Annotated in this window: 21 protein-coding genes; 2 read left to right on the top strand and 19 right to left on the bottom strand. The window is 44.5% G+C overall.

Annotated features, from left to right (window positions below; all coding sequences use genetic code 11):
* Positions 1-351 precede the first annotated feature (351 nt).
* The 14 genes from FN961_RS12355 to bioB form a co-directional block, all read right to left on the bottom strand.
* The gene (locus tag FN961_RS12355) at positions 352-1521 is read right to left on the bottom strand and encodes a tetratricopeptide repeat protein (RefSeq protein WP_144040479.1); all 1170 of its coding nucleotides are present in this window, start codon (positions 1519-1521) and stop codon (positions 352-354) included.
* 157 nt (positions 1522-1678) lie between these two features.
* Positions 1679-3340, bottom strand: coding sequence for a bifunctional protein-serine/threonine kinase/phosphatase (locus FN961_RS12350; RefSeq protein WP_373293408.1), 1662 nt, complete (start codon positions 3338-3340; stop codon positions 1679-1681).
* Positions 3341-3477: 137 nt separating this feature from the next.
* Positions 3478-4944: a NarK family nitrate/nitrite MFS transporter gene (locus FN961_RS12345; protein WP_144040501.1), complete on the bottom strand. Its 1467-nt coding sequence runs from the start codon at positions 4942-4944 to the stop codon at positions 3478-3480.
* 2 nt (positions 4945-4946) lie between these two features.
* Complete coding sequence (gene nirD / locus FN961_RS12340) at positions 4947-5303, bottom strand: nitrite reductase small subunit NirD (protein WP_144040477.1); 357 nt, start codon at positions 5301-5303, stop codon at positions 4947-4949.
* Between the two features lie 32 nt (positions 5304-5335).
* Positions 5336-7978, bottom strand: a complete 2643-nt coding sequence (nirB, locus tag FN961_RS12335; protein WP_144040476.1) for a nitrite reductase large subunit NirB — start codon at positions 7976-7978, stop codon at positions 5336-5338.
* 305 nt (positions 7979-8283) lie between these two features.
* Positions 8284-8829, bottom strand: coding sequence for an ANTAR domain-containing protein (locus FN961_RS12330; protein ID WP_144040475.1), 546 nt, complete (start codon positions 8827-8829; stop codon positions 8284-8286).
* Entirely contained in the window at positions 8830-9981 is a 1152-nt protein-coding gene (locus tag FN961_RS12325; RefSeq protein ID WP_229814693.1) for a glycosyl transferase, read from the bottom strand.
* A complete protein-coding gene (gene cobA, locus FN961_RS12320) occupies positions 9981-10859 on the bottom strand; it encodes a uroporphyrinogen-III C-methyltransferase (RefSeq protein WP_144040474.1) in 879 nt (292 codons plus the stop codon). Before cobA ends, FN961_RS12325 begins: the two co-directional genes overlap by 1 nt.
* Before the next feature lie 313 nt (positions 10860-11172).
* The gene (gene cctA / locus FN961_RS12315) at positions 11173-11520 is read right to left on the bottom strand and encodes a tetraheme c-type cytochrome CctA (RefSeq protein ID WP_144040473.1); all 348 of its coding nucleotides are present in this window, start codon (positions 11518-11520) and stop codon (positions 11173-11175) included.
* Between the two features lie 323 nt (positions 11521-11843).
* Positions 11844-12704, bottom strand: a complete 861-nt coding sequence (htpX, locus tag FN961_RS12310) for a protease HtpX (protein WP_144040472.1) — start codon at positions 12702-12704, stop codon at positions 11844-11846.
* Positions 12705-13016: 312 nt separating this feature from the next.
* Positions 13017-13682, bottom strand: a complete 666-nt coding sequence (bioD, locus tag FN961_RS12305) for a dethiobiotin synthase (RefSeq protein WP_144040499.1) — start codon at positions 13680-13682, stop codon at positions 13017-13019.
* A gap of 6 nt (positions 13683-13688) precedes the next feature.
* Complete coding sequence (locus FN961_RS12300; protein WP_144040471.1) at positions 13689-14489, bottom strand: methyltransferase domain-containing protein; 801 nt, start codon at positions 14487-14489, stop codon at positions 13689-13691.
* 10 nt (positions 14490-14499) lie between these two features.
* Positions 14500-15741: an aminotransferase class I/II-fold pyridoxal phosphate-dependent enzyme gene (locus FN961_RS12295; RefSeq protein WP_144040470.1), complete on the bottom strand. Its 1242-nt coding sequence runs from the start codon at positions 15739-15741 to the stop codon at positions 14500-14502.
* A gap of 14 nt (positions 15742-15755) precedes the next feature.
* Positions 15756-16820, bottom strand: a complete 1065-nt coding sequence (gene bioB, locus FN961_RS12290; RefSeq protein WP_144040469.1) for a biotin synthase BioB — start codon at positions 16818-16820, stop codon at positions 15756-15758.
* A gap of 110 nt (positions 16821-16930) precedes the next feature.
* On the opposite strand from bioB, the gene bioA reads away from it, so the two are divergent.
* Positions 16931-18265: an adenosylmethionine--8-amino-7-oxononanoate transaminase gene (bioA, locus tag FN961_RS12285; protein ID WP_144040468.1), complete on the top strand. Its 1335-nt coding sequence runs from the start codon at positions 16931-16933 to the stop codon at positions 18263-18265.
* A 66-nt stretch (positions 18266-18331) separates the two neighbouring features.
* A complete protein-coding gene (locus tag FN961_RS12280) occupies positions 18332-19045 on the top strand; it encodes an SDR family NAD(P)-dependent oxidoreductase (RefSeq protein WP_144040467.1) in 714 nt (237 codons plus the stop codon).
* Positions 19046-19047: 2 nt separating this feature from the next.
* On the opposite strand, the gene bluB is transcribed toward FN961_RS12280, so the two are convergent.
* The 5 genes from bluB to FN961_RS12255 all read right to left on the bottom strand — a co-directional run bounded on the left by bluB (position 19048) and on the right by FN961_RS12255 (position 25663).
* On the bottom strand, positions 19048-19749 hold the full coding sequence (bluB, locus tag FN961_RS12275; protein ID WP_308426222.1) for a 5,6-dimethylbenzimidazole synthase: 702 nt from the start codon (positions 19747-19749) through the stop codon (positions 19048-19050).
* Positions 19750-20216: 467 nt separating this feature from the next.
* Positions 20217-20705: a hypothetical protein gene (locus tag FN961_RS12270; protein WP_144040466.1), complete on the bottom strand. Its 489-nt coding sequence runs from the start codon at positions 20703-20705 to the stop codon at positions 20217-20219.
* Between the two features lie 182 nt (positions 20706-20887).
* Positions 20888-21334, bottom strand: coding sequence for a hypothetical protein (locus tag FN961_RS12265; RefSeq protein WP_144040465.1), 447 nt, complete (start codon positions 21332-21334; stop codon positions 20888-20890).
* A 58-nt stretch (positions 21335-21392) separates the two neighbouring features.
* Positions 21393-23411 carry a DmsC/YnfH family molybdoenzyme membrane anchor subunit gene (locus tag FN961_RS12260; RefSeq protein ID WP_229814694.1) on the bottom strand — a complete coding sequence of 673 codons (2019 nt, stop codon included), beginning with the start codon at positions 23409-23411 and terminating at the stop codon, positions 21393-21395.
* Positions 23412-23458: 47 nt separating this feature from the next.
* Entirely contained in the window at positions 23459-25663 is a 2205-nt protein-coding gene (locus FN961_RS12255) for a molybdopterin oxidoreductase family protein (protein WP_144040464.1), read from the bottom strand.
* Positions 25664-25984: the final 321 nt, after the last annotated feature.

The raw sequence follows: 25984 nt of genomic DNA, 5'->3' as shown, positions 1-25984 counted from the left end.
ACACCAATTAAAACGAATAACCTATACATTATATTTTGTTGATGAACAAAAATAGCAACGAATATCCCGTCAAGTTATTGTATTTAGCATTAACATTGATGGGCACTAATAAACAAACTTCACTATCCGATTTCAAAGAAAACTTTATTTTAAATGATAACGTTTCTCAATAAATAAGCCATAGTGCAATAATTAACAGCACTAATAACCGTTAATTCAGTAGTATGTAGATGATAGATAACAACATCGTCATTCTAAAGTATTAAGATCACTTCACAAAACAGCTATTTTTACCTTTATACTAATACTTAACTACTAAAAAAATCCATAATATAGACTCTAATCCACTTACTATTCACTCTGCTGAAGCCAGGCTAACTTAGCTTTATATTGACTCTGGGTTTTAGAAAGTTGAGTATATTCCAAAGCTGTTTTCAACGATTCCTCAGCTGCACCCGTTTTTCCTAGCGCATATTGTGCAGTGGCCAATTCAATATAGGCTTGATGATAATAAGGACTATTCTTCAAGAATTTGCTCAAATATATATACGCACTTGAGTAGTCCCCTTCTTCTAGTGAGGTTTTACCAAGTAAGTACCAATTGTAGGGAGTCGGATCATCTAAACTCAATAATGTTTGTTTTATTTGTTCGGCAGAATCTAATTTCCCCTGAGAGATAAGCAAATAATGATAATTACTAAGCAAACTTATTTTAGATTCAGACACCTCTAACCCATAACGATAAAAATCTTCTGCGGTTTGATCATCACCCGCTCTACGATGCACTACTGCCATCATATTCAGAATCGGTGCGTAATCAGGATCATAACTTGCCCCAAGCTTAAGCAGTGCAAAAGAGAGAGTTAGCTCATCATTGAGCAAGGCATCGGCAGCTAAATTACGGTAGTACATGGCAATAAACCGCTCTTCATCGATGATTTTCCCAGCTCGATCATATCTGCCAGGGAAGTAATCGATCACGGCATAGTTTCTATCTGAAAAATAAAAACCTTTCTCTTCACCTTCTTGCTTATCTTCATAGAGAAATGTTCTGACATGGTCAGATGTAACCGCCAGACCAGCTCTCACCTCTAACAGCATAGGTGCCGTGTGCATGACTTGAAAAATAGCCTGTACATTTAACTCTTTTGCTACTGCGTAACTCAGCAGCGCTAATGTCATGCAGTTACCGCTCCCTTTTGCGAGTGCATCGGTTGCTGAGAAATTTTCACCCTCATAATTAAAATTAACTAGCTTCTTCGTCAGATACTCATGGACTTGTTTATTCTTGGGTAATTGAGCGATATCATCGCGGCGAACAAAATTATTAATATCATTTATCTGAGATGGAGTTAACATGACTAAGCTTTCAAAACTGGGGATAGAAGGCGACATTGAAGAGAACAGCGCATCATTGGTTTGAGGGTAGCTGGGTTTTGTCGTTATTTCAACTCTATTACTGCAACCTAAGATTGAGGTACAACACAATAGACAAACAAAACTCACTTTATTAAACAACATCCACCACTCCTTCGGCAACTGACACAACTTGCTGTATCCTGCATTCTAATCAGCACTTTTCGCTCAAACAAAAATGCTAACTCCAACACCACAAGCTATCTCAACTCCCCGAAGTTTTCAACTTACAGATGAATCCACCTAATATTTCGTCACCTCCTCAATGGAAAAGTAACAGTAGCAAAGTTGAAAGTGCAAAGAACAATGTCAGTCCTTTCCAAAACCTTAATGGATGCCTATCTAGCACAGAGAGCCTGAGTTGAGGCTTATCCTTATCTGTTATGGGTTGATGCAACTCATAGATAAACTCAGAGGTATCGCCTTGTCTATGTTCGGGATCTAAACTGAGCGCTTTCTTCAATGGTTTATCTATCCAGAGTGGGATTAACGGATTTAGCTCATAACAGGGTATATAGAGAAGGTTTTGGTAATCTGCCTTGGTTCGGCATTGAGCCAACCTCCCCTTAAAAGGTAATTGACCTGTAAACATCTCAAATGCGACCACCGCTAATGAAAACAAATCAGCCTTGTTACCTACTCGATAACCAAGCACGCTTTCTGGCGCTGAGTAATCTGCAGTCCCTAATATCCTATCCCGTTGCAGTGGCGTCTCGATTTCAGCCACGCCTTTGATATAACAAGATCCAAAATCAATAATTTTAATCTGACCTTCATAAGTGAGAAAGATGTTATCGGGCTTAAGGTCTTGGTGCAGTGTCTCCTTTCGATGGAAAGCCCTGACTCCTGACTCTATTTGTTTAAGTAGCATCAGCACCTCTTGCACCGACGCGCTAGGGTTGCGGCTTATCCATAAATTAAGCGGCATTCCATTTAAGTGTTCAGTGACGTAATAGAGTGCAGATTTTGGTTTATCTCTATCAAGTAACTTCACCACATTTGGGCTATGGATCCGATGGCCAATCCAGCTCTCAAGTATAAATCGTTCAATATAGGCTGCATCATCGAGATAGTTAACAGAAGGTGTCTTGAGGCACACTTTATTGCCCGCTTCATCGCTCACTAAGTAGACTTGGCTGCGTTGGCTCTGGTGTAAGACTTGGTCAACCCGATAGCCGTCTAATTTCATGCCGACTGATAAAGGGGGTGGAAAAGGCTGCTCTGACAATTGCTGATAGATGTCATTGATATTTTGCGAAGGCAGAGAGTCAATCGAAAGCAGCTGACAACTGACGTTATCGTCACTGCCCTTTTCAATCGCGAGTTTGCAGATCTTTTGACAAAATAAATCTAACTCTGTGAGAGCGAGATTCGAGACCGAACTCACTGTGGCTCTCATGTCGCTCAGCCACTGTTCCAGCTCATCGCAGAGCTCGATATCTGTAAACACATCATGAATACCATCTGTGGTCAGTAGATAAAGATCATTCACTTCAAGATCCAACTGACGATAATCCACATCAAGCTTGACATCCAAGCCTAATGCTCGGGCAAGATAGCGCTTAGTGGGGCTCAATATACTGACATGATCTCGGCTTAATCTCGCCAATTTACCATCTCGAAAGCGATAAGCACGGGAATCTCCAACATGCAGAAGATGAACACTGCAGGACTTAAAGATAAGTGCAGTGAAAGTACAAACATACCCTCTTCTTGCATCACGGTAATCTTGCCCTAAACCAAACAGCCAACGGTTTAGTGCCGTCAATACCTGCGAGCTAGACTTTTTCACCCCCCAGGTATCTGGCGTCGAATAGTAATCAGAGATGAAGTTGGTCACACTGATATGGCTGGCCTTTTCGGCCGCTTCAGCAGCGCTCACTCCATCACAGATCACCGACACAGCTCCTTTTGTGGTTAACATTAACCCATCAGGAATACGGATCCCCACCGCATCTTCATTTGTCGGCTTACATCCACAGCTTGAATATTGCCCAGCATTAATCTCAAGTTTGCCGTTTAATGGCAGTGCAATATCAAGCCCTTCTGCTGAGGTTCCCACTAGCTCACGCTTATCATGGTGACTTCGCCATCCTCATTGACTTCAGTCATGTGCCCCTTAGGCTCAGATAAAAATAGTAAGCTAATCAGTCCAAGTACCGCACTTGCTGCAATGACATAGAAAAACACCTGGGTTGACACCACAGAATAAACCGTTAAGAAAAATACTGCCCCAACATTGCCATAAGCCCCAGTCATACCAGCAATTTGCCCAGTTAATCTGCGCTTAATCAAAGGTACCGCAGCAAAAACAGCACCTTCACCACCTTGAACAAAGAAAGAGCACGTCATCACCATAAGCACAGCCAAAGGTAGTGACCAATCACCACTTATCTGCGCCATGCCTAAATATCCCAGCGCTAAGCCTGCAGTTAAGATCATCAAGGTCGGTTTACGCCCACATCTATCACTTATCCAACCGCCACCAGGGCGAGATACTAAATTCATAAAAGCATAGCTCGATGCCAACATGCCCGCTTGTGCTAATCCAAGCTCAAAGGTTTCAGCAAAATATAACGGGAGCATAGAGACCACCGCAAGCTCAGAACCAAAAGTGGAAAAATAGAGTACATTAAGTACGGCAACCTGCTTAAAGGGATAACGCTCAAACTCAGGTACCGGCCCATCAAACAGATGCTTATTCACCTGATAGGTCAGGTATAAATCGACAGCCAATATTAATATCAATACTCCATAGATAAGCTCGGTACCATTTTGACTAAACATACTCACACCGGAGGGCGACAGCTTCCATCCCAGCAGCGCTAACGTGGCGTACATAGGCAGTTTCATCACAACGAGCAGCGCAAGATCGCCTTTACTCGTAACCTCTAATGCCCCCGCTTTTTTAGGCTTAAAATAGGTTGACCCTTTTGGGGTATCGCTAACATTAACATAATAGATAACACCAAAGAGAAAGCTGAGTATGCCTGTGGCAGCAATAGCATATCGCCAGCCATCTTCACCACCAAAAGCCAATGCAACCACAGGTAGGGTAAAGGCCGCAGCAGCTGAGCCGAAATTACCCCAACCACCGTATATACCCTCGGCAGTCCCTAGCTCATTGGCGGGAAACCATTCACTGACCATGCGGATCCCAATAACAAACCCAGCACCGATAAACCCAAGCAGGAATCGAGCTAAAGCAAGCTGCTCAAAACTATTGCCCAATGCAAACATGAAACAGGGAATACTACACAGAATCAGTAACCCCGAGTAAGTCAGCCTAGGCCCTATCTTATCTGTGACCATGCCAATAATAATACGGGCAGGAATGGTTAGAGCGACATTGAGTATCAGTAAGGTTTTTATCTGATCTTTCGTTAACCCTAAACTGTCAGCAATAACACTCATCAAGGGGGCGGCATTAAACCAAACCACAAACGTAATAAAGAAGGCCATCCAGCTCATGTGCATGATTTTCATCTTCCCTGAAAATGAAAATAGATTAAATTTGTCTCTGTTCATCATTAGCTCCCTGAACTCAGTGAATCAATTGCTTCTGATGTAGGTTGAACCCACACCCTTCCATTTTCACAGCGAACCCGATATAGCAGAACACTCAAATTGGCATCCTCAATACACTGACCATTAGTTAAGCTGTAGTGCTGTTTATGCAGCGGAGAAGCGACAAAAATGTCCCCCTCAAGCTCGCAGATAAGTCCTCGAGAAAGTAGGCTGACTCCCGTTGCTGGATCCGTGTTGCAAATCGCAAATAATCCCTGTTCTTTCAAGTTGAAAATGGCTATCGCCCTATTCTCAATCCATGCTGCTATGCCCCCAAAACTGGGGAGCGCTTTCTCATCACAAATGTTGATCCAACTCATATTCGCTCTCCTTATATTTCGCGAAACTAGTATTAAACTTCATTAAGTTCAGTTGATTGAACAACTTCATCGACAGGTAAATTAATCACGTTAATCTTGCTTGATGGCGCGATAGGGAAGCGTTGCCCACGGCTGTATCCGTATTGTTCAACCGCTAAAATTGGCATTGATTCAGGGTTAACGAACTCACTGAATCGGGATAGAAATGTAGGGTTGTCTAAACTGGTTTTCCATTCACATTGATAGGTTGAAACTAACTTATCCATGTGAGTTTCAAGCTCTGCAGCCAGACCTAAACTGTCTTCAATCACCACGGATTGCAGATATGCTAATCCCCCCTCAAGCGACTCTAACCAAACGGAAGTGCGTTGCAGACGTGCAGCGGTTTTGGTGTAGAACATTAAGATCCTATCGATATAGATCACTAGCTCCTTGGTCGACAGATCCGTTGCAAACAGATCTCCATGTCTAGGTCTCATACCGCCATTACCGCCAACATAGAGGTTCCAACCTTTATCACTGGCTATCACCCCGATATCTTTGCTTTGTGCTTCTGCGCACTCTCGAGTGCAGCCCGACACCGCAAACTTAATTTTATGAGGCGCACGTAAACCCTTATAACGATTCTCCAGATCTATCGCTAACCCCACAGAATCCTGTACCCCATAACGACACCAAGTACTGCCCACACAAGATTTGACCGTACGGAGTGATTTACCGTAGGCGTGACCTGTTTCAAAACCTTGATCAACCAACTCTTGCCAGATCATTGGCAGATCTGAGAGCTGTGCCCCAAAGAGATCAATGCGTTGTCCGCCCGTGATCTTGGTATAAAGATCATGGCGTTTGGCTATCTCTCCTAACGCAATGAGTTTATCCGGTGTGATCTCTCCCCCTGCGATACGAGGCACGACAGAATAAGAGCCATCTTTTTGTAAGTTGCCAAGGTATGCATCGTTACTGTCTTGCAGATTGGCATGCTGTACATTGAGGACGTATTCATTTTCTAGTGTGGCAAAAATCGATGCGGCAACCGGCTTGCAGATATCACATCCCAATCCAAATTGACTGACTTCGCTCTTTCCATGAATCTTAATTAAGCTGGGGAAATCTCGGATATCTTCAACCTGACAGAGGTGAAACAGAGATTGTCTATCGTGTTCAAAATGACAACAGATCCCTTTAGACGTTTCTAATCCCTGAGATTCCATGGTCTGGGTGATAACTTGTTGCACTAACGCACTGCAACCACCACATCCGGACGCCGCTTTAGTGCATCCTTTTATGGCGGCTAAGCTATGATCGCCCTCCAACACTCGCACAACGATGTCCGCTTTCGTCACCTGATGGCATGAGCAAATAATCGACTCATCTTTAAGTTCGATGCCAGTCCCAGCTTCCTGCTGTAATAGCTCAATGGCCGGTGCCGTTAATGCATCGCCTGAAAGATACTGATGAAGTAGCAGACTGTAATCAGTGACATCACCGACCAACACTGCACCTGTTAGAAAACGGCCAGTTTCATCGAGCCACAGCTTTTTATACGTTCCCGCTTGATTGTCACTGAGCTCAACATATTGGGCATTTTCAACACCTCGGCTCTGGCCGATAGAGGCCACATCCACCCCAAGCAACTTAAGCTTGGTGCTCATATCCGCGCCTTTGAATGGTGCCACTTCTTTACCTGATACTTTGGCTGAGAGGTGAGAAATGGCTGTACGCGCCATCTGATAACCTGGGGCGACCAGACCAAAAATCTGTTGTTGCCAGAGTGCACATTCACCGATAGCGTAAACATCACCATCAGAGGTTAGGCAATGATCATCAATCACTATCCCGCCTCGTTCACCGACCTCAATACCACTGGCTCTGGCTAAACTATCCTGGGGACGTATTCCGGCTGAAAAGACGATTAAGTCAGTTTCTAAGTGGCTATCATCATTGAAAGTCATACGATGAAATGCATGTTCACCATCAATAATGGCCGTGGTCGCTTTACTGGTATGCACTGAGACGCCTAACGCTTCAATTTTATGACAAAGAAGCTCCCCTGCCTTATCGTTCAATTGAACAGGCATCAACTGAGGAGCAAACTCGACAACATGAGTATCAAGCCCTAACGTCAGTAGCGCGTTAGCCGCTTCAAGTCCCAACAAACCGCCACCAACAACAACACCAGAGGTGGCATTTTCTGCCGCAGCTTGGATTTGCTGCAGATCATCAATGGTGCGATAAACCATACATCGCTGACGGTCCTTTCCCTCAATCGGAGGCACAAAGGGATAAGATCCGGTAGAAAGAAGCAGCTTGTCATAAAACCAAAAGTCACCATCTGATGTATGTAGGCATTTATTATCAACGTCCAAGCGAATCACTTCTTTGTCTAAATGAAGACGAATCCCCTTAGCTTGATAAGCCTCAACACTCGCCAGCATCAAGGCATCGGCGCTGCCTGATTCAAAATATTTTGAAAGCTGTACCCTGTCATAAGCAGGCAAGCTTTCAGCACCGAATACCTCAACTTGATATATCTCATGTAGGCCTTGTTCACAGAGCTGCTCTATAAAATGGTGACCTACCATGCCATTACCCACGATCAATAATTTAGGCCTTAGATCACCATCATCTCCGCTACATTCTCTGTTTAGCACTTGAGTTGTTTGTATGCATCCCATCGACCCGTCTCCACTCTTCATTGCTACGCTAAAAACAAAAAGCGCCATGCTCCCTCGAGGGGAACATGGCGCCATTGCCAATCAATTTTCATTTTTATTACAAAAATAAAGCTCTACAACACAGAATGCTAAGCGTGTGCCAACAATTAACTTGATTTAAATCATTGATTTTAAATAACTTTAATTATCACTATATATAAAGAGGTAAGGCTTTTTTGCACAAGTGAGGCTCCTATGCACCAGAAGTGAGCAGATATTAAAGAAGTGAAAGGAAGGAAAGATCGAAAGAGATGGTTAAATAGAGGTTAAGCGAGTTGTCCGACAAATTGATCTAATGAGACCCCTTGCTTCATGGCTTGCGACCGTAATAGCTCGTGGGCTTGTGATTCAGTTAACCCTTCGGCTTGTAATTTAGCTTTCACTTTTGCCATCTGCTTTTGGGCTCGTAAAGCGTTCTCAAGAGTGCTAATTTTTTCAAGCTGCGTGCCAGCACCTTCAAACCGCAACCTTGCCAACTCAACCACACTCCTTAAACGCTTCAGATCTAATTGTCCCGGCACAAATGTCACCCGACCACACTCAAGCAAACACTTAAGATCTTCATGTTGCCACTCTTGTGCGCTCACCAACAAGGGAATAGCCGAGTACCTCATCAGTCTTTGCATAAAAGCTAACGCTGAGTCTGTTAAGCGAGAAGTCAACAGAAGTAAAACATCCTCATTGGCAGTAAGGCTCATACGTTCAACCTCACTGAAGCAATTAACAACAGCCAATTCAGTTTCGCGACCAAAAATTGAGACACATTCATCTGTATCAAACGAGTCACTTTCAGATAATACTATGAGCCGCATCTAACTCCCCCCTAACTCAATGTTTTTACTTGTTTCTGTTACTTGACGAACTCTTCCTTGCCACGCATTCAAAGCTAGCTTATCGGACTCCTCCACACACCGGCTGCGTCCTTTAAGCAGATATATCATCGATAAAGTGCTTAACACACTTGCGGTAGCCAATTGACTGAGTTTATTACAATCCTCTTTCTGCTCAGCATTTAATGGTTCAAGCTCCCCTAAACACCAAAGATCGTTCAACAGTATTTCTGCTTGCTCAGCATCACATCTTGCCTTAGATACGAGAGAGTTAACTCCAACCATGCCGATTAGACGTGTAGAAATCAGTAAGCGTTGTTGAGTTTTTGCAGTAACAATCAATAGCTCAGTCGCTATCCGCGGGTTAACCTCAGTTTCCCCCTGCACGCCCTTAAAAATACCTATATTATGTTCACTCTGATGTTCTGTAGAACTCCCCATCATTGCTTTGGCAACCTGAGCGTGCACATCATCGAGTCCAGGATGAAAATAACTGCGTAGACTCATTGGAGCAGAGGATGGATTACAGCAACGTATGGCTGTTTGAAATAAACTTCGCAGTCCAAGCTCCTGATGCAGAGCACGGAACTTTGCCACTACAGGCGTTAAACAATCAGCATCAAGATAACAGATCCCAACCCGGTCCAATGCCAGTTTAGCGCTTTCGGGGGATGTGACTATCGGGATCCCAAGTGATGCAACAAAATTACCAATATGACGACGATGGGACAGCGAATGCGGATCCCCATGGAGTAAAACCCGTTCTCCTTCACCTGCCAGCACCTTCGCAGCTAACAGTAACCAAGGGAGCATGTCTCGCTTTCCTGCATAGCAGGGCCAATCGATGCTAGCACCAACCGTTTGCCACAGAGGATCCATCGTCGATTGAATACCTAAGGCGACCCCAGCAATTTCGGCAATACTCTCACCCCTAACTCGCATTAACATCAGTGATGCCGCTAATTGAGCCCGCGTACCGTAACCATGATGAAAACCTGTCACTAAAAATCTGGCTTCCTCAAGCGTCAAGCTTCGCGCACCTTTTGCGCCTCGCCCTAACGCTTTAACGAGCTGTTGGTACTCTCGTTGCATCAATGTCGTTTTATCGAGTTCTGTTCCGCTAAGAGAATTCATCAAAATAGTGACTTCGCGAAACTTAGCGCATTTGCTTTAAAACTAAGTGTTTCAACAGTAGTTGTTGTGATTAGCGAGTTCGCCTCTCCAATTCCCTCTATCAGTTCAGATAATGCCAGTCCAACATTCACTACCTCTCCCACAATCATCAAGGTCGGACCATCGGCTTGAATACGCCTAGCTATCTCCCCCATAGTGCCAAGACTTGCATAGGTCACTTGTTGATTTTCTCTCGCCCCATTACTGATAAACGCCATCGGCAACTCAACGCTAGCGCCCCCATCAAGTAAACCTTGTGCAATGCTCTCTGACTGCTCTTTGCCCATATAGAAAACCAAGGTCGTTTCGGCCATCAACAGCGAACGCCAACTGTGACCCGTGTTATCGAACACCCTGCCCGTAACTATGGTCACAGAGCGCGCAACACCTCGATGTGTTAACGGAATACCAGCGCTCGCAGCACAGCCAAGGGCCGCTGTCACGCCAGGAACAAACTCACTCTTAATGCCATGCTCTGCAAGGTATATCGCCTCTTCACAACCACGACCAAATACATTGGGATCCCCTCCTTTAAGACGGACAACATCTCCTCCTTTTTTGGCCGAGTTAACGAGCAGTGCATTAATCTCATCTTGCTTAGCGCTTGGCTGACCGCAGCGCTTTCCCACAAAGTGCATCACACATCGATTTGATGCCAATGTTAAAATATCCTCACACACCAAGCTGTCATAGATAATGACATCGGCATTGCTAATATACCGCGCCGCTTTGAGTGTCAGTAATTCCACATTGCCGCAACCAGCACCCACTATCGCCACCTTTGATGGAGTGCCAGCAAATTGATTTAAACCGAGCTCAATCACGTTTGTCGTTTTCACACCACAGCTCCTAAAAATCCATAGGGTAGTCAATCTATACATCACGCTTATCTACAATGCTTTTAGCACGATAGTTAAAAAGTATTGCAACCCTCACGCCACTAATTAACCGCGTGATTTTAAAGGAGATAATTTAATTAATGTATCTATAAAGGAGAGTTTGAACAGCAAGAGTGCAGTCTTTTGCACCAAAAAAGATCACAGAAAAATAAAAGTCAGTAATGAATAAGGAAGTAAGCAGACTAAAATATGCAGATACAAAAATGCCAGCAAACGCTGGCATTTTTCAAATGTAATGATTACATCACAACCACTACTTTAGTAAAGCCTCTGATGTACGACCGTCATCATGACAGCTATCACAAGTTGGCTTTTCACCTACACTCATGTCATGTGGAGCATGACAATCAGCACACATCAGGTTGCCATCATGTGGCTGATGAATTGCGTCCATCTCTGCTAGAGTACCGTGACAACTTTGGCACTGCTCAAACTCATATGCACCATCTTCTGATGGCTCACCATCAGCATGACACGCTTCACAGCCATCCATCTCTGCATGCATTTCAGCAAGTTCTTGAGGTTCTGCCATCGCAGTAGGAGACAGAGCTAACGCTGCCAAGCCTGCGCCGAATAACGCACTTAATATTTTATTGCTCACAATAATAATCCTTTTATAAGACAGCATAGTGAAGTTTTATTATTTTCCACTTCATCTTGATGTCTAGAGTCATCGCACGACATTACATAAAGTAACCAAACCAATGCAAAGTCGCAACTTCCGCTTAAAGAACCTTAGCAACTTCTACTTTAATAAAATGTGCACTATATCAAAGAAATATTGGATAAATGACTGTCCCACGACTGAAGGTGCAAAGGTCGCACTAAGCTTATGCAACAATATTGATTGTTAGCCAAACATAAAAAACGGGAGCCTAGGCTCCCGCTTCTATCGATACATCGATGAGTTTTAACGATTACGCATTAGCTATTACGTAAAGCAGCGATACGCTTCTCTAGCGGTGGATGGCTCATTATTAATTCAGACATAGATCGCTTGCCTGTGATACCAAGTGCTGACATTTGCGCAGGTAAAGCGCCAGTTTCAGGGCCTTGACGTAAACGCTCAAGTGCGGCAATCATCTTCTCTTTGCCTGCAAGTTTAGCAGCACCTTCATCGGCCTTGAACTCACGAATACGTGAGAAGTACGCCACGATTATAGAAGCGAGAATACCAAATAGCATATCAAGTACGATGACTACGCCCATGTAGGCGAACACACCTAGACCTTCGCCCTCTTCATCATTACTTGAAATGAAGTTATCGATAATACCCGCGACAACGCGCGCCGCAAAAATAACAAACGTGTTTACCACACCTTGAATTAACGTCAGGGTAACCATGTCACCGTTGGCTACATGGCTGACTTCATGGGCAAGTACGCCCTCAATCTCATCTTGCGTCATGCCGTAAAGCAATCCACTACTGACGGCAACTAACGCGTTATTTTTGCTTGGGCCAGTGGCAAAAGCATTCAACTCTGCAGATTGATAGATAGCCACTTCTGGCATCTTGATACCAACTTGCTTGGCTTGACGAGCCACAGTTTCAACTAACCATCGTTCAGTATTATCACGAGGCGTTGTGATCACTTCACAGCCCATGGTTTTCTTCGCCATCCACTTAGAGATGGCTAAGCTGAGGAAGGCGCCACCAAAACCAAAAATAGCGGCAAACATTAACAGTCCACCCATGGTTGACGTGTTTACGCCCAGTAGTGTCATCACTATTGAGGCCACCAGTAAGATTGCCATGTTAGTTGCAATCAGTAAAAATATACGCATTAATTAAGCTCCAGTTGGGTACTTGAGTACCGGGTTTTGCGTTCTGAAAGACATAATATGTCCTAAAAGAGATAATTCAAGAGAGAAAAGTAAAATACAGTGTCGACTGAAGCTTAGATGGTCATAAAATCGACTCACTTCGGGCTTGCTTTAAACTCGTGAAAGTTAGAGAGGATGCAGTCTAGAAGGATTCTATTAAGCCAATATTAAAAAACGCCCCACGATGAAATCATGGCGATTATTGCGCATTAATATTTGTTAATTTGAGAGGGAAAAAGCCCTGATTTATAAAATCAGGGCTTAGCTTGTAAATTAAAGACTCAGATATTTTGCCGCCACGTCTGCTGAAGCATGGCTTAAATGTGGCACGATGCCTAAACAGGGGGATGACATCATTTGATGCAGACTAGCAATATTATCTTCAATACATGCGGTGTCAGGGTCGACGATATTTCCCACCCAACCTACAATCTTTACACCGTCAGCTAAAATAGCCTCTTGGGTTAAAACTGCATGGTTTAAGCAGCCTAATTTGATGCCCACAACCAGAATCACTGGTAAAGAGAGTTGCTGCACGACTTGCGATAAGTAATCGCCATCGCCCAGTGGCAAACGCCATCCTCCAGCCCCTTCCACAAGACAAAAGTCATGTTCATCAAGCAAAGATAACGTAGGCGTCAGCTGATTGCTCACCCCTTGCACAGAGATATCAGTCCCTGTTTGCGCGGCTGCAATATGCGGTGCAATGGCAGGTTGAAATGAAATCGGGTTCACTTGCGAATAAGCGAGCTCAATACTCGACTGTGATATTAAACTCAGCGCATCTGAATTTCTGAGTCCTGAAGCCGTCTGTTCACAGCCTGAAGCGATAGGTTTTAAGCCCAAGGTCTTTTTACCTTGATTCTTCGCCTGACAAAGCAGCGCCGATGAAACCAAGGTTTTACCACAGTCAGTATCCGTACCCGTGACGAAATAGATCATCTGTTACCTTTTCTCAATATGTAATCGTGCAATTTGATAGGTCAAAGGTAACCCTTTTTCCTGTCGTATACTTTCAGCTTTTTCTAGCAGCTTTAGCCAATCACCTCGGCCACGGATCCCTTGATTTGATACAGATTGACTCAAATTTGATGCCGAAGCGTCCGCATTGATAGACGCACCAACGCCCTTAATTGAATAAAGCAGTGCTTTTAAATCGTCAAAATACACAGTGTTCGCCTCAAGCTTAGCCACCTTAATCAACCAAACCTCGGGATCAAACTGTGAAACGATGTCACTCAAACCTCTAAAGGCGTTAGCCCTAAATCCCAGCGCTGTTAACTCAGGTAAGCTGCCCTCAGCCACCATGGCTAAATGATAATCACCGCCAGACTTTAATACCGACGCGGTGCTTGAGAAAGATTGTTTAAGATCATCACACCATTGCAACGCCAAATTTGAATACACGGCATCAACAGTATTAGCAGGAAGAGGAATGGCTTTAGCATCAGCACATAGAATTTGATATGAGGGGAACTGACTCGACACTTGCTCAAGCATTCCTTGGGCAATATCAAGTGCAATGACGTTATCTAGATGGGTAAAATCACTAAAATCTGTACCAGGCCCACAACCGATATCGAGTAATACACCACTTGGGGCCATCTCGTTAAGCAGCTTCTGTGCAGACATTTTCTGTAAACTATTATGCTGGGCGTAGGTTGTAGCCGCCGCTGAAAAACGTTCGGCAACGATACTGGCTTTCATATTATGTTTAACCCCATCACTCACTACTTCGGGTCTCATCTCTACACTCTCATCTAACAACAGGTCTAATAACTAACGATGCTAAAACTTCAATATTCATGGATGCTAACGCGCTCACTAATTTGTCAATGTCGCTCTTTGTGTGCAACGCTGTGATAGTGATCCTTAATCTTGCACTTCCTTTAGGCACAGTTGGTGGTCGAATTGCACCGACCCAGACACCTAACGCCTTTAATTGCTGCGCAACCTCGACGGTTTTATCTGCATCACCGATGATCAGAGGCTGAATTGGCGTCATTGACTCACTCAACACCACCTTGGCACTTACACAAGCTTGTTTAAAATAAGCGATATTGCCCGCCAAGGTTAACGCCTTCGGCGATACGCCTTGAGTCAGTTTCACCGCCGCTAACGCAAGGCTGGCACTGGTTGGTGATAGCGCAGTTGAATAGATGTATTCGCGGGCGTTAGACACCAGAAAATCGATAAGTACCTGACTGCCAAGAATGGCAGCTCCCTGACACCCTAAGGCTTTACCGAATGTCACCACTTGAATATCAGCGACGTCAGCATTGGCTGGCACTGTATTTGATGGCAAAGCCGACTGAATACCGAAGCCATGCGCATCATCGACAATCAACCAAGCCCCCTGTTCCCGACATAAACGGGACAATGACGCTAGCGGCGCACTATCCCCATCCATACTGAAAATGCTTTCAGTGACCAGCGCCTGTGGCTTGTGTTTCTCAAGTAATCGACGTGCACTGACAAGATCATTATGCAAAAAACGCTTAAGACTGGCCTTACTGTCAACCAGACCATCGATGATTGAGGCGTGAACTAATTTATCGGCCACCACGCAATCACTGCTGTCGAACAAGGTTTTCATTAAAGCAGTATTGGCGCTAAAGCCTGAACAAAAAAGCAGACCAGCTTCGTGGCCGGTCACTTTACAAAGCTGTTGTTCAAGTAACTGATGAGCTTGACTATAACCCGTCACTAAAGGCGATGAACCACTGCCGACGCCATACTCTTGCGCGCTAAGATTCAGTGCTGTTAATAGTTCTGGCTCTTGAGTTAACCCTAAATAATCATTACTGCTGAAGTTGAGATAATCAACACCATCAACCACAAAATGCATCGATGCTTTCGTGGGTTCAACTTGCACGGAATCCAGTTTTTGTCTTCGTCTCAACAATCCAGCTTGTTTAAGCTGAGCTTGTCTGCCTTGGATTTTTTCAGCCAAAGAGACTCGCCCAACTTCACGTTTATCAGCAGATTCATTCGTCACAAAAAGTTGACCTGTTACAGGGCTGCTGCGTCATAAAAAGCGGCGCTTTGCTTATCTTTAATCGCATTAGACTTAGCCACTGCTTTCTCAAATACCGCTTTATCGTCTTCTACCGTTGCATACTTACCCTGTTCAGGATGAAGACCAAGACGCTTAAACAGACTCATGTCTTCATTTTCTTCAGGGTTGTTGGTGGTCAATAATTTACAGCCGTAGAAAATCGAGTTAGCACCTGCAAAGAAACACATGGCTTGCATCTCATCGCTCATTTTTTCGCGGCCAGCCGACAGGCGAACCCGAGACAATGGCATCAAGATACGCGCGACAGCAATGGTTCTAACAAAAACCAGCGGATCAAGATCATCAATATTCTCAAATGGCGTACCCGCCACTTTAACAAGCATGTTAATCGGCACAGAATCTGGATGCTGCTCCATATTTGCCAACTGTTGCAGTAAACCAGAACGGTCACTGGCTTGCTCGCCCATACCTACAATGCCGCCAGAGCAGACTTTCATGCCTGACGCGCGCACATTAGACAAGGTATCAAGTCTGTCTTGATAAGTACGTGTGGTGATGATGTCACCGTAATATTCTGGTGACGTATCTAAGTTATGGTTGTAGTAATCTAAGCCAGCTTCGGCAAGCTCTCCAGCCTGATCGGGTGACAGCATCCCTAACGTCATGCAGGTCTCCATCCCCATCGACTTGACTTCCCGGACCATGTCTTTCAGGTAGGGCATGTCACGCGCATGGGGATTACGCCAAGCGGCACCCATACAGAAACGTGATGCACCAGCGGCTTTAGCGCTGCGAGCCTCGGTCAATACCTTATCAATCTCTATCAAACGCTCTTTTTCAAGACCGGTATCGTAACGTGCACTTTGCGGGCAGTATTTGCAATCTTCCGGACAAGCTCCGGTTTTAATTGATAGCAAACGACTGATTTGAATTTCGTTCGGATCATAAACCTGACGGTGTAGAGAATGTGCCTTGAACAACAGATCATTCATTGGCAAAGAAAAAAGTGCTTCTATTTCATCACGTTCCCAATCATGACGCAGTTGTATATCTGACATTATTCCTACCCTTTCAGCTTAATATAGTTAGTTTTTATCTTGCCTAGGATACCTGTAGGCCGTAATCTGTCAATGCCATTCCGCTTACAAGGTTTACTAACGGTTACTTTATGAACAACTCTATTGACTTCGAATTTGATAAACAGCATATCTGGCATCCTTACACTTCGATGAATAATGCGCTACCTGCATTTGGTGTGGCGTCAGCAAAAGAGTGTCTGCTCACTCTCGATGATGGTCGCCAACTTATCGATGGCACCAGTTCTTGGTGGGCCTGCGTTCATGGTTACAGTCACCCGACGATTATCCAAGCGATGCAACACCAACTCAGCACGTTAAGCCATGTCATGTTTGGCGGCATCACTCACCAGCCTGCAATTGAACTCTCTAAAAAGCTAGTCGCGATCACCAGTCCTAAACTGACAAAAGTGTTCTTAGCTGACTCAGGCTCTATCGCCGTCGAAGTGGCGCTTAAAATGGCGTTGCAGTATTGGCAAGGACGAAATCAACCTCAAAAGCAGCGTATTCTGACGGTTAAGTCTGGCTATCACGGTGACACATTTGCTGCCATGAGCGTCTGCGATCCCGAAGGCGGCATGCATACTATGTTCGGTGACTCGGTCACACAACATGAATTTGTGAGTGCCCCGCAAACCAAATTTGACCAAACCTTCGATACCAGCGAACTCGATGAGATGCGCGCTAAGCTCGAATCTAAGCATCACACTATCGCCGCCATCATTCTCGAACCTGTTCTACAAGGTGCTGGCGGCATGCGCTTTTACAGTCCCGAATATCTGATTGGTCTGCGTAAACTGTGTGATGAGTTTAATGTACTGCTTATTCTTGATGAAATTGCCACAGGGTTTGGTCGTACAGGTAAGCTGTTTGCTTATGAACACACACAACGTCATGACCAAATTGTAGAAGCCGATATTCTCTGTTTAGGCAAAGCGTTAACGGGCGGTTATATCTCCCTTGCGGTCACCATGTGCAGTGATGAAGTCGCAAAAGGGATCAGTGACTCACCTGCTGGCGTCTTTATGCATGGCCCTACCTTTATGGGCAATCCATTGGCTTGCGCTGCCGCCTGTGCCAGTTTAGATCTCCTTGCAGAAAATGAATGGCAAGCCCAAGTCAGCGCCATTGAATCTCAATTAAACGATGAGCTTGCTGAAGCGATTCATTTCCCAGAGGTCAAAGATGTGCGAGTGTTAGGTGCGATTGGCGTCATAGAGATGAATTCAACCGTTAACACTGCGGAGTTGCAGCAGCAGTTTGTCGATTTAGGAGTCTGGATCAGACCCTTCTCGAACCTTATCTACATTATGCCGCCTTATGTGATTTCAAAAGAGCAGCTTAGCCAGTTAACCAGCGCGATGAAAACGGTTGCAAAAAACATCATCGTTTCAGATCATCAAGCCAGTTTTATTAGCCATGGGTAATACCACAGTTATTAACCACACAGCTTATGCCACCAGCAATGGTGGCGAAAAATATTTGGGGTTTCAATGTCAAAATTAGCACTCGTCACTGGAGGTAGCCGCGGGATCGGCTACGCAATCGCTGAAAAGCTTGCGCAGATGGGGTTTAACCTGATCTTAATAGCCAAGACTGACACTAACTTGTTGTCTGCAAAGCATGATTTACTGCAAAGTAATCCGAATATACGTGTCGATACCGTCGCCGTGGATTTTGCCGATAGCGCTGCGGTAGAAATAGCTGCCCTAACATTGACTCAAAATCATCCTCAAATAGACATACTGGTCAACAGTGCTGGTGTTCTTAGTATTGAGTTTGAGCATGCTTCTGCCGCCACACTCACATCTCTATTTTCCATTAACTGTATCTCGACCATGGTGCTCACAAATGCCATTGCAGCGCAGATGAAGAGAAGCCGCACTGGTCATATCATTAATATCGCTTCTTTAGCTGGGAAAACTCATCTACCCAAAATTGGCGCATATGCAGCAACGAAAGCAGCGCTTATCAGTTACAGTGAAAGCTTGTATAAAAGCCTGCTGCCCCATGATGTCAAAGTGTCTTGCCTCAGCCCTAGTGTGGTGAATACCGAGATGACCAATGATGGCCGGATAGCAAACCAAGATAAAATACAGACAGAAGAAATCGTCAATGCCGTCATTTTTATACTGTCACTGGGTAAAGGCGCACAGCTACCTCAACTCGATATTGATTGCACCCCCATAGCCTTAGCTCAGCTTTAACGCTATTTCTCTTTATCGGTATTGGTCGGCATCGTTTTCGACCAACTGCCGTAATGGATTGCCGAATTGACGTCACGTCTGGGCTGCCAACCTAATGTTTCCAGCTCAGGTTTATCCTTAAAATAAGAGACGTAGCCGACACATAGGTAAGCAATAATCTCTATCTCTTCTGGAATATTAAGTGCTTGGCGTAATACAGAGTCATGAATGATACTCACCCATCCCACGCCTAAGTTTTCAGCTCTCGCCGCCAGCCAAAGATTTTGCACCGCACACACACTGCTAAACAGATCCATTTCAGCTTTAATCGTGCGACCTAATACGACCGGACCATTGCGATTGCGATCACATGTCACACAGATCCCAAGTGGGGCCTCTAAAATCCCTTCCAATTTTAGCTTGCTGTATTGCTCCGCTCTATCGCCATCAAACTGAGCCGCTGAAGTGGAGTTGGCGATATCAAAACCCGCTTTTATCTTCCCCTTTGTGTGATCATCTTGCACTAGCACAAAGTCCCAAGGTTGCATAAATCCAACACTCGGCGCGTGATGAGCGGCAGTTAATACTCGATGCAGTACATCTTCAGGGATCGGTTCAGGGGAGAATTCGCCACGAACATCTCGTCGGGAAAAAATGGTTTTATAGACAGCATCGCGTTCATTTTCTGTTATTTTCATCAGTAAGGAAGAGTGGTCAGGAGACATTGAGCGGATTATCTAACGAGTGGAGCAAGAGCGCGAGGACTTTATCCCTAAATAATATTAACAAGATTCAACAAAGCTAACTTGGGACTAACGACGATAGTCAGAGCGTCAGATGGTAGCCCCAAGTGATGTCTATACCCAAACAACTTCAAGATGCAGGATTCAGCATGTCGAGAAGTGACAGAGTTCAAGGCATGAAATAGTAGGACTAGTTATTCTCGGCTCTGGCATCCTGCTTCGCCATATCTTCTGCATCCATGCAGTCGTAATTCAATATTTCATAACACAGGAAAATGTTGCTTCTCGCCATGCCCTTCGGGAGCTCCCGTAGAATCCCTGCACTGCGTTAGTGATATCGACAAGGGAACAACCATTATCCTCAATCACTGCCTTGTTCAGCTATCCTACGGGGGCTCTGAAACGAGCATCTTGAGGTCGCTTGGGTATAATAAGCGGTTACCTTTCGATCATTCGAACCAACTTTGCCAATTTTCATTAGCACTTTTATGAGACAAAATCCCAGAATTAAGCGCGTTCATAAAGGTTTCAGCCTGCTCCATATCAAAGCCTGCTTGTTCAAAATTTAGCATCTGAATATTACCAATCAACTTAAAAGGGCTTGATTGAAACATTTGATAAAGCTGAATAGGCTCAGCTAAATCATTTGACCAAGCCTTAATCAGATAAACATCTTGCTTAGTGCCATCTTCTAACTCGACAACACCTTCTTGAGCATATGCCCAAGCATCTACCGACGATTGCTGATCCTCGATCGCTTTATGTGCAAGTTCAATGGCTTCTTGCTGGGTTGCAGCCTCAAAGTTCTGGACTTCCCTTTTAGCGCCGGATTGTAAAATAAGATACGGCACCATTAACTCACCGTCTTGGCCACTGCCAATAAAGCCAGTATGAGCCAACGTGAGCCCAACAAAGTTTCCGATTAACTCTATGTTCATTCATTTATCCTTGGCGATTGAGCTTATCAATTAAAAATAGACCCAATTAAGCATCTTGTCGTCTATTTATTAACTGATAACAGGTTATAAAGCTTAGATATATTAAAAGATACCTGATTTAACCTCACCTATCGAGTGAAAAATGTTCGACTTAATCCGTAATAAACTAAATGCGTTTGAGATTAACTCACTACAGGTAGCTGAACTCTGGGTTTCCATTCCCACCACTGCATCTGTTCATCAGCGCCATGCTTATGAATTTTATCCACTTGTTGCTTGTAAGAGCGACTCTGGTATATATCCCAGGTAATAAGATAATCAGGGTTTGTCACTTTAACTCCATCCACACTTGTGTGGAATTGGCCTTTGGGGGCATTAAACCAGCAAGACAGATCTGTTGGGAGCAGAAACTCTTTAACTGATATTCCTGAGTGTTTTTTACTTTTTATCTCCACATCCCTCCCCTCCACTCTTGTCTGCTCAAACAGATTTACCACAATGCCTTTTTCGGTATCATAGGCAGTGACTTTTCCTGCCAAAAGAGATTGCTTAAGCATCTCCCCTTCGGCAGTAAAATAGGTAAGTCCAATCAAACAGGTTTTCTCTATCATGGTTTCAGGTGTCAACATAGTTATCTCTCCTAAGTCTGCTGCTTTACTATTTTTGTTCTATTTTTAATGGCACTCTTTAATGAGACAAAGGAGCCACACCGCAAGCTGGGTTGTCAGCGAGTCCCACATCCCGTGCATGTTGCTCAAACCCTTTATTTTTCCAGAAAAAAGCGCCGGGCATGGTCGTCGGGATCACCAAGTTATAAAACAAGGCTCTGCCTATAAGAGCGGTAACAATATTCATCAGGCTAATACCTATCCAAGCAGCAAGATAAAGTGGCTCATTCACGGTAAATACATTGGCATAAATCAACAATCCACTCGCGGCGAGTATATTGAAACCAAGCAGTGCATTACGTAGCAGGTAGGTTTTACCAAAGGTAGTGCACTGCACATAATGCGCTGCACCGCCTTCATTTTCGCTGCGATTAAGTGTGTGGTTATGAGCTTTTAAGCCGAGTGCTTCGAGGACTAAGCCCAGTAAAAAGATCGCACCCAATATCTCAAGTGCAACTTGGTTAGGGAGTGATTCAGCATTAAAAAATATCAAGACCAGCACCCCACTTACCATCGCACCGATAGACAAACTATTGCCCACAAAACTGCTAGCTGTCTGCCAATGATGCCAAAAAGGTCTGGCTTTAATTTGGTAGCATTGATTCATATAATACAAACCCGTCGCTCCCGAAACAGAGGCAAGCACTCCACTCACTTCAACAACACTAGCCCAAGGAAAATGAGTGTTAAGCATGAGGCTATCGACCCCTGCACCTTGCAAAATTGACATCACCCATTCATTGCTCGGCACCAAAAATAGCGCGGTCAGTCCCATGAATGCAGAGAACAGGGCTAAGCCTAAACCTTCTCGGCTCATAGGCGAGTAACGTAAATTATTAAAACCACGGTAGAAGCGAAACGGTTTTCCTAAGTGTGTCACGCTCATAAATAAGCCTAGAGAGGTCATGCCAATCGAAAGAATGACCAGAGGTAAAAAGAAGTTAGACTCGGTAAATTGCGTGAACATCTCAATGCCTGCTAACGCACCTATAAACGGGATCATAAATGTCCCCAACGCCCCTTGTGCCAATAAGGTGAATAACACCAGTGGGTTTTCACGGCTGTTCAGCTTTGATAGGTTCCAATGCCTTTGCTTACCCACTTTTTGATCCACCACAGGTAAATACTCGCCATTCTCATCCTTGTGATACTTAACCGGCATGTCATCGGTTCTGGTCATCTCTTCAGGCAGGGATTTAGTTTGCTGAAAGCGTATATTGGGCTGAGTGATCTCAGGCGATGGAAAACCTGGGATACTCGTTTTACATTGCTGGCGATTCTCTGGGGTGTTTTCTATCACACCAAAATCCAGAGCATTACCCACACAGGCAGATACACACGCAGGTTTGAGCCCCACTTCGAGACGATCGACACACATATTGCATTTAGATACTTGGCCTTTAACCGGATCTAACTGCGGCGCATTGTATGGACAAACCCAAGTGCAGTATCCACAACCAAAACAGGTGTCAGGATCTTGTAATACGGCGCCATATTCAGCGTGTTTAGTGTATGCCCGAGTCGGACACCCCTTGAGACACACGGGGTCATCACAATGATTACACGCCATGGAGATATTCATCCGCTTATAATCTGGGTATGAGCCACCTTCAACATACCCAACCGAGCGAAACGCTAAGTGGGCTGGGTTATCATTTTTCTCTGAACATGCAGATTCGCAGGCGTGGCAACCAATACAGTTATCAGCGGTGAAGAAGAACCCATGTTGCTTGTTACGATCGGGATTACTACCGACCTCTGGATTACCATTAATAAACAGCGAACGCCCAACCGGATTATCGGTGAGTTCAACTAAATCGATACGTTTACCGTAGCGGTTCTCTACTTCACTTGGGGTTTCAGGCAAGTAGGCATAGGCTTGTTCTTCACTGCGCACCTCCCAGTGGTTAGAACGCCCAACTTGTTCTTGCCCTACTTCAGGGATACTAGTCTTAGCTGATATGTCGGGCGTAAACACGCCAACATCCAGTGCTGATGTTTGGGGCTTTTCTGGTTCAATAACCGGGGATCTCATCATCTAGTCCTTAGCGTTAGCCCTTTAAATTACAATATGGTTTCAATAGTTTAAAAAGTACGTCGTTCTGCATTTATGCGGGCAGCTTCAGCTTGGTCAATGGGTTCAATTCGCGTGCTGCATTGTTTAAAGGCGGGCTGCCTTGAGTAGGGATCGAGTAATCCAAGAGTCAAGCGATTAACGCAGTCATGAAAGTGAAACGGGATAAACACCATGTTTCGCGGCACGCGTTGGGTTAACTGCACAAGAACTACCGCATCACCACGACGGCTGGTTAAACGCACGTAGCTCTGATGTTTAACCCCTAAAGCCATGGCCGCATCTGGGTTCATCTCCATGTAAGCCGTGGGGCTGAACTTGTTACAATTCCCAATTTTTCCCGTGCGGGTTCGAGTGTGAAAATGCTCGACCACTCGACCACTGTTAAGCCAAAAAGGATATTCAGCACAGGGCTGCTCATTGTTATTGTAGAAATGGATAGGCAGAAGATTGGCTTTACCATTGGCAGTTGGAAAAACACCGTCACTGTACAATCTGGCTTGACCTTTTAGCCCAACATCCTCCTCTCTGTATGGCCACTGGATCCCTTTCGCGGCTAAGATTTTGTCGTAGGTCATCCCTGAAATATCCAAGTTCCTTGGCTCGCCATTGGCCATCTTGCCCTTAGAGAGATATTTCATCTCCTCAAATGCCTCTTCCGGCGACTCAGGAAAGTGAACTGTTTGCCCCTGATCAAAACGCTTAGCCATCTGATTAAAGATCCAAAAATCTGGTTTCGAATTCTTATAGGGAGGTAAAACGTTACTAATGAGATTAACCCGGCGCTCAGTATTGGTGTGTACCCCCTCTTTTTCCGCCCATACCGATGCAGGAAAATAAACATGAGAATATTGATTGGTCTCCACATCTTGATAAACATCTTGGATCACCAGAAAATCTAGCTTCTCCAACGCTTTACGAATACGCGCAGTGTTGGGCATTGAGGTCATGGGATTAGTTGCCACTATCCACAGACCTTTGATTTCACCGGTTTCGATGGCAGGGAAAATATCAGTCTGAGACAAGCCGCGTTTTTTAGGCAGGAACTCAGGGTCAATGCCCCAAAAGTCGGCAATCTCATTTCTGTCCTGCTCATTTTCAAGATACCGATAACCAGGTAAGCCCGAACACGACGACCATTCACGTGTCCCCATGGCATTACACTGCCCTGTTATCGACAAGCTGGTTCCACCCGGTTTACCAATATTACCGGTCACCATATTTAGATTGTTGATGTTGGCAACGCCATCTGAACCGTGCGTTGACTGATTGATGCCCATGGTCCAGATACTCATCGCCGTGGGGGCTTTCGCATAAATTCGTGCCACATTACGTATAGTATCTTCATCTATACCGCATATATGCTGTGCTGATTTTGGGTTGTAGTCTTGAACTAACGCCTTTACTTCATTAAACCCTTGGGTATGAGCATCTATATAGGCTTGATCTTGTAAGCCTTCATTGATAATCACATACATCATGGCATTGATTAACACGCAATCTGTACCGGGAGTGATTGGCAGGTGGATATCGGCAAACTGCGCCAACATGGTCACACGAGGATCGACAACGATTAAGGGGAAGTGGCGTTTTTCCAGCGCTTCTTTCAGCCGCCAATAAATAATAGGATGCTGCTCTGGTAGGTTTGAACCAAAGGCCATTAGACAATGAGTGTGTTCGAAATCATCATAGCAACCCGGTGGTCCGTCCGCCCCGAACGAACGTTTATATCCGCTCACCGCTGACGCCATGCACAAAGTGGTGTTACCGTCATAGTTATTAGTGCCAATCACGCCTCGAGCCAGCTTTCCTAAGGTATAAAACTCCTCGGTTAACAGCTGTCCCGACGACACAATGGCAAAAGCGTCACGGCCATATGTTTGTTGAATTTGCTTTATCTGTGCTGCCGTAGTGTCTAACGCATGATCCCAAGAGGTGGGTTTGAAACTATCGAAATGCTTATCTCGGATAAGTGGCTCAGTGCCTCGACCAGGACTTTCGAATAACTCATGCTCAAGTATGCCTTTAATGCACAATTTGCCTCGGTTTACATCAGCGCCAGCATGTCCCCGAGTCGTGACAATTTTTTGCTGCTCATCTAAACCTATCTCTATCGAACAGCCCGTAGAACAGTAGTTACACGTGGTGTATTTCCACTCTTTGACTTTCTTGCTTGGTATAGCAATCGGTTTTCTATTTTTGCGACCAAACAACATATGTACCTCATCACTAACAATTATTTCTCTGTTTGTCATGTTGCAGCAGTCATGCCAAAAGTTTAATTGTTAAAAATCAAATAGATGAAGATATTGCTTGAGAGTTATATGAGCAATTAAAGTGCTATCGCTTTGTTTTGGTGCAAATTTACAATTTAATATAATAATTAATTCTTTCACTGTAGTTTCAAACACTAGCCTTGAATTTTTTAACGCGCTAAGATGAGTATTTGAAATAATAAGACATTATCTATAATTAGAGATCCGTAAAATAGATAGCTATAATTTCAAGGTGTAAAGGTTATTCAGGGTTAGCCTTTA

Origin of the sequence: Shewanella hanedai, from assembly GCF_007197645.1 — a bacterium.
In the GTDB taxonomy this organism is placed as follows: domain Bacteria; phylum Pseudomonadota; class Gammaproteobacteria; order Enterobacterales; family Shewanellaceae; genus Shewanella; species Shewanella hanedai.
This window is presented reverse-complemented; position numbering and strand designations above follow the sequence as displayed.

Excerpts from the sequence above, each read along its gene's own strand:
- FN961_RS12355 (WP_144040479.1), bottom strand. The coding sequence starts at position 1,521 with ATGTTGTTTAATAAAGTGAGTTTTGTTTGTCTATTGTGTTGTACCTCA.
- FN961_RS12350 (WP_373293408.1), bottom strand. The coding sequence starts at position 3,340 with ATGTTAACCACAAAAGGAGCTGTGTCGGTGATCTGTGATGGAGTGAGC.
- FN961_RS12345 (WP_144040501.1), bottom strand. The coding sequence starts at position 4,944 with ATGAACAGAGACAAATTTAATCTATTTTCATTTTCAGGGAAGATGAAA.
- nirD (WP_144040477.1), bottom strand. The coding sequence starts at position 5,303 with ATGAGTTGGATCAACATTTGTGATGAGAAAGCGCTCCCCAGTTTTGGG.
- nirB (WP_144040476.1), bottom strand. The coding sequence starts at position 7,978 with ATGGGATGCATACAAACAACTCAAGTGCTAAACAGAGAATGTAGCGGA.
- FN961_RS12330 (WP_144040475.1), bottom strand. The coding sequence starts at position 8,829 with ATGCGGCTCATAGTATTATCTGAAAGTGACTCGTTTGATACAGATGAA.
- FN961_RS12325 (WP_229814693.1), bottom strand. The coding sequence starts at position 9,981 with ATGAATTCTCTTAGCGGAACAGAACTCGATAAAACGACATTGATGCAA.
- htpX (WP_144040472.1), bottom strand. The coding sequence starts at position 12,704 with ATGCGTATATTTTTACTGATTGCAACTAACATGGCAATCTTACTGGTG.
- FN961_RS12300 (WP_144040471.1), bottom strand. The coding sequence starts at position 14,489 with ATGAGACCCGAAGTAGTGAGTGATGGGGTTAAACATAATATGAAAGCC.
- bioB (WP_144040469.1), bottom strand. The coding sequence starts at position 16,820 with ATGTCAGATATACAACTGCGTCATGATTGGGAACGTGATGAAATAGAA.
- bioA (WP_144040468.1), top strand. The coding sequence starts at position 16,931 with ATGAACAACTCTATTGACTTCGAATTTGATAAACAGCATATCTGGCAT.
- FN961_RS12280 (WP_144040467.1), top strand. The coding sequence starts at position 18,332 with ATGTCAAAATTAGCACTCGTCACTGGAGGTAGCCGCGGGATCGGCTAC.
- bluB (WP_308426222.1), bottom strand. The coding sequence starts at position 19,749 with ATGTCTCCTGACCACTCTTCCTTACTGATGAAAATAACAGAAAATGAA.
- FN961_RS12270 (WP_144040466.1), bottom strand. The coding sequence starts at position 20,705 with ATGAACATAGAGTTAATCGGAAACTTTGTTGGGCTCACGTTGGCTCAT.
- FN961_RS12265 (WP_144040465.1), bottom strand. The coding sequence starts at position 21,334 with ATGTTGACACCTGAAACCATGATAGAGAAAACCTGTTTGATTGGACTT.
- FN961_RS12260 (WP_229814694.1), bottom strand. The coding sequence starts at position 23,411 with ATGATGAGATCCCCGGTTATTGAACCAGAAAAGCCCCAAACATCAGCA.
- FN961_RS12255 (WP_144040464.1), bottom strand. The coding sequence starts at position 25,663 with ATGTTGTTTGGTCGCAAAAATAGAAAACCGATTGCTATACCAAGCAAG.